General features: G+C 71.8%; 10 protein-coding genes. All 10 read right to left on the reverse strand.

Features of this window, described 5'->3' with window-relative positions; genetic code table 11:
• Positions 1-4 precede the first annotated feature (4 nt).
• Positions 5-1,039: a rod shape-determining protein gene (locus ACR2FV_RS10735; protein ID WP_434015686.1), complete on the reverse strand. Its 1,035-nt coding sequence runs from the start codon at positions 1,037-1,039 to the stop codon at positions 5-7.
• Positions 1,036-1,953, reverse strand: a complete 918-nt coding sequence (locus ACR2FV_RS10740; RefSeq protein WP_434015687.1) for a sucrase ferredoxin — start codon at positions 1,951-1,953, stop codon at positions 1,036-1,038. Before ACR2FV_RS10740 ends, ACR2FV_RS10735 begins: the two co-directional genes overlap by 4 nt.
• A gap of 147 nt (positions 1,954-2,100) precedes the next feature.
• Positions 2,101-3,360, reverse strand: a complete 1,260-nt coding sequence (locus ACR2FV_RS10745) for a cupin domain-containing protein (protein ID WP_434015688.1) — start codon at positions 3,358-3,360, stop codon at positions 2,101-2,103.
• A 26-nt stretch (positions 3,361-3,386) separates the two neighbouring features.
• On the reverse strand, positions 3,387-3,716 hold the full coding sequence (locus ACR2FV_RS10750) for a hypothetical protein (RefSeq protein ID WP_434015689.1): 330 nt from the start codon (positions 3,714-3,716) through the stop codon (positions 3,387-3,389).
• A gap of 249 nt (positions 3,717-3,965) precedes the next feature.
• Positions 3,966-4,412 carry a nucleoside-diphosphate kinase gene (gene ndk, locus ACR2FV_RS10755; RefSeq protein ID WP_434015690.1) on the reverse strand — a complete coding sequence of 149 codons (447 nt, stop codon included), beginning with the start codon at positions 4,410-4,412 and terminating at the stop codon, positions 3,966-3,968.
• A gap of 9 nt (positions 4,413-4,421) precedes the next feature.
• A complete protein-coding gene (locus tag ACR2FV_RS10760; RefSeq protein WP_434015691.1) occupies positions 4,422-5,246 on the reverse strand; it encodes an undecaprenyl-diphosphate phosphatase in 825 nt (274 codons plus the stop codon).
• Positions 5,247-5,251: 5 nt separating this feature from the next.
• Positions 5,252-5,704, reverse strand: coding sequence for a DUF4233 domain-containing protein (locus tag ACR2FV_RS10765; protein WP_434015692.1), 453 nt, complete (start codon positions 5,702-5,704; stop codon positions 5,252-5,254).
• Between the two features lie 77 nt (positions 5,705-5,781).
• Positions 5,782-6,204 (reverse strand): hypothetical protein, encoded by a 423-nt coding sequence (locus tag ACR2FV_RS10770; protein ID WP_434015693.1) that lies wholly within the window; start codon positions 6,202-6,204, stop codon positions 5,782-5,784.
• Between the two features lie 265 nt (positions 6,205-6,469).
• A complete protein-coding gene (locus tag ACR2FV_RS10775; protein ID WP_434015694.1) occupies positions 6,470-7,849 on the reverse strand; it encodes a bifunctional folylpolyglutamate synthase/dihydrofolate synthase in 1,380 nt (459 codons plus the stop codon).
• A partial coding sequence (locus ACR2FV_RS10780; protein ID WP_434015695.1) for a class I tRNA ligase family protein occupies positions 7,846-9,483 on the reverse strand: 1,638 nt, incomplete at its 5' end. The genes ACR2FV_RS10780 and ACR2FV_RS10775, both read right to left, overlap by 4 nt.

The raw sequence follows: 9,483 nt of genomic DNA on the forward strand, positions 1-9,483 counted from the left end.
CGGCTCACCATTGCCGGGTGGTGACCAGCACCCGCTGCAGTGCCCGGAAGTCGTCGACGCAGGCGCCGGCGCCCCGGATCACGGCTCGGCGCGGATCCTCGGCAACGCGCACGGGGATGCCCAGCTCGCGCTGCAGCCGCCGGTCCAGCGCGCGCAGCTGTGCACCGCCCCCGGTGAGCACGGCACCCTGCTCCAGCAGGTCACCCGCCAGCTCGGGCGGGCAGAGATCGAGCACCTCGACCACGACCTCGACGATCTGCACCACCACCTCCTCGATCATCTCGCGCACCTCGCCCGACTCCAGGGTGACGGTGCGCGGCAGCCCGGTGCTCAGGTCACGACCCCGGACTCGGGTGCGCAGGGGCTCGGGCAGCGGCGCGGCGGCGGCGACCGAGGCCTTGATGGTCTCGGCGCTGCGCTCACCCAGCAGCAGGTCGTGCGTGGTCCGCACCCCGGTGACGATGGCCTCGTCGACCTCGTTGCCCCCGACCCGCCGGCTGCGCGCATTGACCACGCCGCCCAGGCTGATCACCGCGACGTCCGTGGTGCCCCCGCCGACGTCGATGATCATCGACGCCCGGGCCTCCTGCACCGGCAGGTCGGCGCCGATCGCGGCGGCCATCGCCTCCTCGAGCACGAAGACCCGACGCGCCCCGCACCGGATGGCCGTGTCCTCCAGGGCGCGGCGCTCGACCGCGGTGACGGCGCTGGGGACGCACACCACCATCCGGGGCCGCAACAGCCGGGACCGGCTGACCCGCGCCACGAAGTGCCGCAGCATCTGCTCGCTGATCTCGGCGTCGTTGATCACCCCGTCGGACAGCGGCCGGGTCAGGGCCACCGAGGCGGGGGTGCGGCCGAGCATGGCGTATGCGGTGTCGCCCGCTGCCACCAGCCGCCCGCTGTGTGCCTCGACGGCGACCAGCGACGGCTCGTCGAGAACGACCCCCCTGCCGCGCTGATGCACCAGGGTGGTCGCGGTGCCGAGGTCGACGGCGAGGTCGCGTCCCAGCAGCGCGGGTCCCCGTCCGGTGCTCACGCAGAGATCGTACGCACGCGGGAGACGACAGGGACCATGGCTCGCCCGAGAGCGGGCGCCCGGCAGGTCAGCTGTCGGGCCGGCGTGACCTGCTCCTGGACCGTGACCTCCAGCAGACCGGTCGGGGTGCGCACGACGACGTGATGCACGTCGTCCTGCGTCGTGACCCGCTCCGGGTGCACCGCGCCCCACGACAGCGGCCCGTGCTGCTCGTGGACGGCGACCACCGCAGCCTGCACGGCCGGCGGGTGGCCCGCGACTCCTCGCAGGTGCGCGGCGGACGGCGCACCGCGGTGATGCCCGGTCACGACGTCGAGGGCCGAGTCCGGGTCGAGGCCGCCGTAGGCCACGCCGTCGGGCAGCACGACGACGTTGGCGGCGAACCGGTCGCCGCCGGTGTGCGAGCACTCCCAGGTGGCCTCCGGCCAGCGCCGGGCCAGGGCGGCGGCCACCGGACGGCCCCGGGTGGCACAGCACACGTCATGGCGGCCGTGAGTGCAGACCAACAGCAGCTCCGGCTCACGGGCGGGGGCGCGCACCGGCGGGGGCGCGCTGCCACCGCCGGCACGCTCGCTCAGCAGGTGCACCGCCGAGTCCAGGTCGTCGTCGTAGGACCAGCTGCCCCAGACGACGGGGTCGGCGGCGCCGGCGTCGACCACGCACCAGCTGTGCTCCAGGCACACCGGAGACGTGCGCCTGCCGGGGCGTCGGATGAGCATGATGCGAGCACCGGCCGCGGCCGCGGCGGTGGCCACCGCCTGCTTGACCTCGGGGTCCAGGCGCATCCCGTCGAAGGCGGCGGAGGACCATCCCATGTCCTGCTCCAGCAGCAGCCACCGTCGCGCCGGTGGCGCGGTGCCCACGAGGGGGTCGCCGCGGCGGCGGGCCTCGTCGGAGCAGCGCAGGTCGGTCATGGTGCGGACAGGCTACGTGGGCGCCGACACACACCCAGCGGCGGCTCGGGGCCGTTCAGCTGACCCGACGCACAGGTCCGATTCCTCGTCACGGCTCGTGACCCGGGCTCGTCCCCCGCCCAGTCCATTGTCCAACCCGGCGGCGGCCTAGTCGACGACGACGACGGCGATCCCGTGCCGCACCAGCAGCCGCACCGTCTCGACGGTTTGCTCGGTGTCCGGTGGCGGCCGGTCAGCCCCCGAGTCGGCGCCCAAGTCGGCGCCGAGGTCGGCGACGCGGGCCTGTCCGCGCTCCACCAGGCGATCCAGCACGCCGACCTGTGCGCACGGCATACCGAACCGTCCGGCTCGGGAGCGGACCATGACCTGCTCGTCGGCTCCGCGCTGCGTCTGCAGCATCAGGTGCTCGCGCAGCCGCACCACCGTGTCGGCATCGAGCTCCTCAGCAGTGGCGAGCTGAGCCAGCGGGGCGAGCGGCTCAGGACGTTGGGCGGCGCGGCTCCGCCCGGCGAGCCAGCGGCGGACCTCCTCGTCGGGCACCTGCCGGACGGCAGTGAGGAGGCTCTCGCGCGCCGCGGCGATGTCGTCGGTGAGGTCGGCGTCTCCGAGCCGGAGCGACGCGCGGATCGTCTCGTCCTGCTTGACCCGACCGCGAGCCCGGTCGATCAGCGCCTCGCCGAGATGGTGTCGGGTCCAGCCGTGGACACCGATGGTCAGGTGGATGCTGACCCCGCCGACCGCCGCGGCGGAGTGGATGAAGCCGCGGGGCAGATAGAGGCAGTCGCCCGGGCGCAGCGTGGCATCCAGGTGCGGTGGCCGCTGCGCGGCCCGCTCAACCTCGGCGCGATGCTCGGTCCACGGCTGGTCGCGCAGCGGCGCCCGCAGCACCGGCTCCCGGATCGACCACCGCTTCGCGCCGTGGATCTGCAGCACGAACACGTCGTGCACGTCGTAGTGGTCGGAGAAGCCTTGGCTCTGCTGCGGCGTGACGTAGGCGTTGACCTGCACCGGGTGCCCGAGGTCGGCAGCGAGTGACTGGCTGAGGTCGGCCACCGGACCCCAGGTGCGGTGCAGCCCCTGCAGCACGATGGTCGCCCCGTCGGCGAAGTGGGCCAGCACCGAGTCGTCGCTGACCTGGTCGCCGACCCCAGCGCCGACGCCTCCCCCGGTGGTGAAGCTCGACTCGGGCAGCGTGGTGCCGTTCTTGGCCATCCGCAGGAACGGCGTGCGCAGCCCGCGCCGCGAGATCAGCTCGTCGACCGCCCCGAGCGAGAACAGGTCGGCGAAGTCGTCACCGCCACGCGCCGCGCAGGTCTGCAACAGCGCCCGCTGCGCCCAGTGCTGCTCGCCGAAGCCGTCGACCGAGCCACCGAGCAGACGGGTGAGCGCCGGCTGACCGGCACTCACCCCTGACTGCGTCGTATGCGGTGCGCTCACTCCGCGGAGCCGTCGGCACCACCGTCTGCGCCGCCGTCCGCTCCACCATCGGAGCCGCCGTCGGCGCCCCCGTCAGCCGGACCGTGCCCGGCCTCGCCATCTGCGCCGCCGTCTCCACCGCCACCGTCGGCACCACCATCCGCACCACCATCGGCGCTGCCGTCAGCACCGCCGTCCGCTCCACCGTCAGCACCGCCGTCCGCGCCACCACCCTCGGCGCCGCCATCCGCGGGGCCGTGCGTCGTCTCGTCGAACGCGGTGTTGACGTCGTCCTCGGTGTTGAGGTTGGATTCCTCGAATCCGTTGCCGCTGTCCTGACTGTCCATCGTGACCTCCGGTCGCTGACGGCCGCGGGGGATCCGCCGGCCCACCTTCTGTGTCTACACCCTCGGAGCAGCAGCGCAACCCCAGGGGTGGGGCCAGGCCCGCATACGGCAGCAGGGCTGCCCGTCGCGGACGCATGGCGCGGCATTACGTGCATTGCGCGGCATTACGTGCATTGCGCGGCGTTCGTCCACGGCGCGATGTACGCAATGCCGCGCAGCTGCCGTGGCGGCCGGCAGGAGCGGCGGGCTCTAGCCGACTGGAACGTCGGGGAACCAGATGGCGATCTCCCGGGCGGCAGACTCGGCCGAGTCCGAGCCGTGCACGATGTTCTGCTGCACCTTCAGGCCCCAGTCCCGCCCGAGGTCGCCACGGATGGTGCCCGGCACCGCAGCGGTGGGATCGGTCGCACCCGCCAGCGCCCGGAACCCCGGGATGCAGCCGTGGCCCTCCACGATGGCCGCCGCCACGGGCCCGGAGGACATGAACTCGACCAGCGGCTCGTAGAACGGCTTGCCCTCGTGCTCAACGTAGTGCGCCGCGAGCTGCTCGCGGGTCGTTTCGACGACGGCCAGGGCGATCAGGGTGTAGCCCTTGGCCTCGATGCGGCGCAGCACCTCCCCGGTCAGTCCGCGGCGGTAGCCGTCGGGCTTGACCAGGACGAGGGAGCGCTCGGTCTGCGGGGTCTGCTCGGTCACGGCGACACCCTATCGAGGTTGCAGGACCCCGGTGCCCAGCAGGGCGAAGAGCACCAGCGCCAGCCCGATCCGGTAGAGCACGAAAGGCGTGAAGTTGTGGGTGGAGATGTAGCGCAGGAACCACGCGATCACCGCGAGGGCCACCACGAACGCGATGCCCGTGGCCACCCAGATGGCCGCCCAGTCGGGCGGGACCGGGTCCTCGGCGACCTTGGCCAGCTGGAAGAAGCCGGAGCCGAGCACGGCGGGGATGGCCAGCAGGAAGGAGTAGCGCGCGGCCGCCTCGCGCGTGTAGCCCATGAACAGCCCGGCTGCGATGGTGCCGCCGCTGCGAGACACCCCGGGGATCAGCGCCATCGCCTGGGCCAGGCCGTAGATGATGCCGTGGGTCCAGGTCAGCTCGCGCAGCTCGCGCTCGGTGCGGGCAACCCGGTCGGCGGCGTAGATCACCAGCGCGAAGACCAGCAGCATGGTCGCGGTCAGCCACAGGCTGCGCAGATCGGTCTCGATGAAGTCCTGGAAGACGAAGCCCAGCACGCCGATCGGGATCGAACCGATGATCACCAGCCAGCCCATCCGCACGTCGGGGTCGCTCTGCGGGATGCGTCCGACCAGCGCCTGGGCCCATCGTCCGATGATCCGGGTGATGTCGCGCCAGAAGAACACCAGCACGGCGGCCTCGGTGCCGAGCTGGCTGATCGCGGTGAAGGCCGCCCCGGGGTCGTCGCCCCCGATGAGCTGGCCGACGACGGACAGGTGGGCGCTGCTGCTGACCGGCAGGAACTCGGTGAGTCCCTGGACCAGCCCCAACGCGATGGCGTCGAAAAGATCCAACGGGGTCAGTCGTCCTTGGGTCGGTCGTCGGGGTGCGGTGCGTGGTCGGTGCCGGGTGCTGAGTCGGTATGCGGCGCGCTCGCCCGCTCAGCGGTGAGCTGGTCCATCTTGTGTCCTTGCGAAAGGCACAGCCACCACAACGCGCCGAAGATGACTGCGACGATCGCCATCGCGGGTAGCACCACCGCCGAGGCCAGGGTCAGCGCCTGCACTCCCCAGCCGAGCAGGACCCCACCCGGGCGCCGCAGCAGGCCGGAGACCAGGATGCACAGCACCGCCAACGCGATGCCGCCGAACAGGTAAGTGTCGGCCCGGCCGTCCGGATCACCGGCAGCCACCTCGAGCTGCCGCGCGACCAGCCCGCCGAAGAACACCGTCATGGACTGCCCGATCAGGCTCGTCGCGGCAAGACGTCGGGTCAACGTGCCGGGCACCGACGTCAAGGACGAGTTGGTCACGGGTCACAGTGTCGCATCGGCCCCGTCCGCACCCATGCAACAAGGGCTCGTCACGCAAGAATGTGACGAAGGTGACGCTATGGCACCATCCGCGTCACATCCTTGGCGTCCCAGCTGGACAGGGAAGCAGCAGCGCCCAGCAACACCGCCGGGAGCAAGAAGTAGAACCCCATTCCCAATCCGGTCAACAGGCTCCACAACAGCAGCACGAGCGCGGCCACGGTGGTCGACAACGCCACCCCTCGACCGGTCAGATCCGCCGCGAGCGCGCCGAGGCAGCAGGCCAACGGAATAGCCGCGAGGATGAGAAAGAACCCCCAGCCGCCCTTGAAGGCGGGGGCGATCACCGCGGAGATCACCAGGACACAGGCGAGGGCGAGGACCCGGAGCAGGCGAGGAACACCGCGCAAGGCCGTCGCATTCGGCACCGGGCACAACCGCACCGCCGCAGCGATCACCCCCACCATCAGCACCAGGGCAACAGCGACCGACGCCATCATGTGAGCCTCCTGTGCCGCCGGAGTCCTGTGTCGTCTGTTATGACGGCACGCCCGCAACGCCACCTGACATCGTCTCAGGATCCCCGGGCGGGACGCCAGACCCCGTGGCCGGCAGCCCTGCTCACCGCCGAGAGAGGCCAACCCGACCTCATGAATGTGACGAACGTGTCGCTGCGGCGACACCTTCGTCACATTGATGGTCGTGCCGGCCTCTGCATCCGCCAGCGCGGGCGGATCGCAGGCCCTGTCTTGGCGCTTTCGTCGCTCAGGCGTCGCGGTGGCCCAGGAGCATGCGGACCTCGGCGGCGGTGATCACCGAGCCGGTGGCCAGGACGGCGCCGCTCATGCCGCCCTCGTCGGCCAGACCCGCAGCGGTGTCGAGCGCGTCGGGCAGGTCGGGCACGACGCTGACCCGGTCCTGCCCGAAGTAGGCCACGGCGATCTCGGCCAGCCGCTCCGGGCGGACCGCCCGGGGCGACGTGGTGCGGGTGATCACCACGTGGTCCAGGACCGCCTCGAGCAGCTCGACCATCGGCTCGACGTCCTTGTCCGCCAGCACGGCGAGCACCCCGACCACGCGGCCGAAGGTGAACGACTCGCGCATCGCCTCGACCAGCGCCGCCACGCCCGCCGGGTTGTGCGCGGCATCGACCAGCACGGTCGGGCTGCGCCGCACGACCTCCAGCCGACCGGGGGCGCTCATGTCGGCACACGCGACCTCGAGCACCTCATCGGTCAGCTTCTGCTCACCTCCGCCGACGAAGGCCTCGACGGCCGCGACCGCGAGGGCCAGGTTGTGCGCCTGATGCGCACCGAACAGGGGCAGGAAGACCTCGCGGTAGTCACCGGCTAGGCCGCGCAGCGACAGCAGCTGACCGCCGACGGCGACCTCACGCTCCAGCACGCCGAACGCCACGCCCTCGGTCTGCACGCTCGCGCCGACCTCGTCGGCCCGGTCGAGCATGATCTGCATGACCTCCGGCTCCTGCACCGCGAGCACCGCGATGGCCTCGGCCTTGATGATGCCGCACTTCTCCGTTGCGATGGCGCTCAGCGAGTCGCCGAGCAGGTGCGCGTGGTCGATCGCCACCGGGGTCATCACGGCGACCTGACCGTCGGCGACGTTGGTCGCGTCCCACGCTCCGCCCAGGCCGACCTCGACGACCGCGACGTCGACCGGCGCGTCGGCGAACGCGGCATACGCCACGCAGGTCAGCACCTCGAAGAACGTCATCCGCGGGCCCTCGGCGGCCAGCGACTGCTCGTCGACCATGTGCAGATAAGGCAGCACGTCGTCGTAGGCGTCCAGGAAACGCTGCTCGTCGATCGGCTCCCCGCCGACCGCGATCCGCTCGCGCATGTCGTGCAGGTGCGGGCTGGTGTAGCGCCCGGTGGTCAGCCCCATCTCGCGCAGCAGCCGCTCGACCATCCGGGCGGTCGAGGTCTTGCCGTTGGTGCCGGTGATGTGCACGACCGGGAACGAGCGCTGCGGGCTGCCCATCAGGTCCATCACCTGCTCGACCCGGCTCAGCGTCGGCTCGATCGCATTCTCCGGAGCGCGCTGCAGTATCTCCTCGGCGACCAGCGCCATCCGCAGCCGCAGGTCGTCGTCGACGGCACTCGGGCCCTGCCCCTGGCCGCTCATGCCGACACCGCGCTGATCAACAGCTGCACGGTGCGGCCACCGTCGAGCTTGCCCTCGCCCCGGTATGCCGTGGCACCGGTCCCGTCGTCCCGGTCGGGCTTGGCAGGGGGCAGCGGGGTGCCGGCCCCGGCCGCGCCGAACTGGACGGCCAGGGTCTCGGCCATGATCAGCCCCTGGTGCTCCGTGGCGGCCTGCCACACGTCGTCGTCGCCGACCACGGTCAGGCTGATCCGGTCGGTGACGTCCAGCTCGGCCTCGCGGCGGGCCTGCTGCACAGCACGGACCAGGTCGCGGGCCAGACCCTCCCGGGCCAGGTCGTCGGTCACATGGGTGTCGAGCACGACGAAGCCACCGCCGGGCAGCATCGCCGTGGCCCGCCGACCGGTCGTCTCGCCCGACTCATCACCCTCGCCGGCCGTCCGGGAGACCACCGTCTCCAGGGTGAACTCGCCCTCCTGCAGGCTCAGCCCCCCGGCCAGCACGGTCCCGTCGTCGGCCACCGACCAGTCGCCGGTGCGGCTGGCCATGATCGCCGTCTGCACGTCGCGGCCCAGCCGCGGGCCGGCCGCCCGGGCGTTGACACTCAGCCGCTGCTCGACGCCGAAGTCGGCGAGGGCGCCGTCGGCCAGGTCGACCAGGCGGACCTCGTGCACGTTGACCTCCTCGGCGACCAGGTCGCTCAGCTCGGCGAGCCCCGCCTCCTGGTCGGAGACCACGGTCAGCGAGGCCAGCGGCAGCCGCACCCGCAGGCCGCCGGCCTTGCGCAGGGCCAAGGTGGTCGAGCAGACCCGGCGAGCGGTGTCCATGGCCACGACCAGATCGTGGTCGGCAGGGAAGTCCCGCGCGTCCGGCCAGTCGGTCAGGTGCACCGACTCGCCGCCGGTGAGCCCTCGCCATACCTGCTCGGTCAGCAGCGGCAGCAGCGGTGCGGCGACGCGGCACAGCGTCTCGAGCACGGTGTAGAGCGTGTCAAAGGCGGGCTGGTATGCGGTGTCACCACCCTCGGCGTCGGTGGCCCAGAACCGCTCGCGGGAGCGCCGGATGTACCAGTTGGTCAGCACGTCCACGAAGCCGCGCACCGCGTCACAGGCGCCCGCCACGTCGTAGCCGTCCAGCCGGGTCTGCACATCGGCCACGAGCTCGCCGGTCCTGGCCAGCAGGTAGCGGTCCATGACGTGCGTGGACGCCGTCGACCACGACGCCTGGTAGCCGGTCTTGCCCTCCACCTTGGCGGCGTTGGCGTAGAGGCCGAAGAAGTACCACGCACTCCACAACGGCAGCGGCACCTGGCGCACCCCGTCCCGGATGCCCTCCTCGGTGACGATCAGGTTGCCGCCGCGCAGGATGGGCGAGGACATCAGGAACCACCGCATGGCGTCGGCGCCGTCACGGTCGAAGACCTCGCGGACGTCGGGGTAGTTGCCCAGCGACTTGGACATCTTCTGCCCGTCGCTGCCGAGCACGATGCCGTGCACCAGGCAGGTCGAGAACGCGGGCCGGTCGAACAGCGCGGTGGCCAGCACGTGCAGGGTGTAGAACCAGCCGCGGGTCTGCCCGATGTACTCCACGATGAAGTCGGCCGGGAAGTGGTGCTCGAACCAGTCGGCGTTCTCGAACGGGTAGTGCACCTGGGC

Origin of the sequence: Ornithinimicrobium sp. (assembly GCF_051004135.1) — a bacterium.
In the GTDB taxonomy this organism is placed as follows: domain Bacteria; phylum Actinomycetota; class Actinomycetes; order Actinomycetales; family Dermatophilaceae; genus Ornithinicoccus.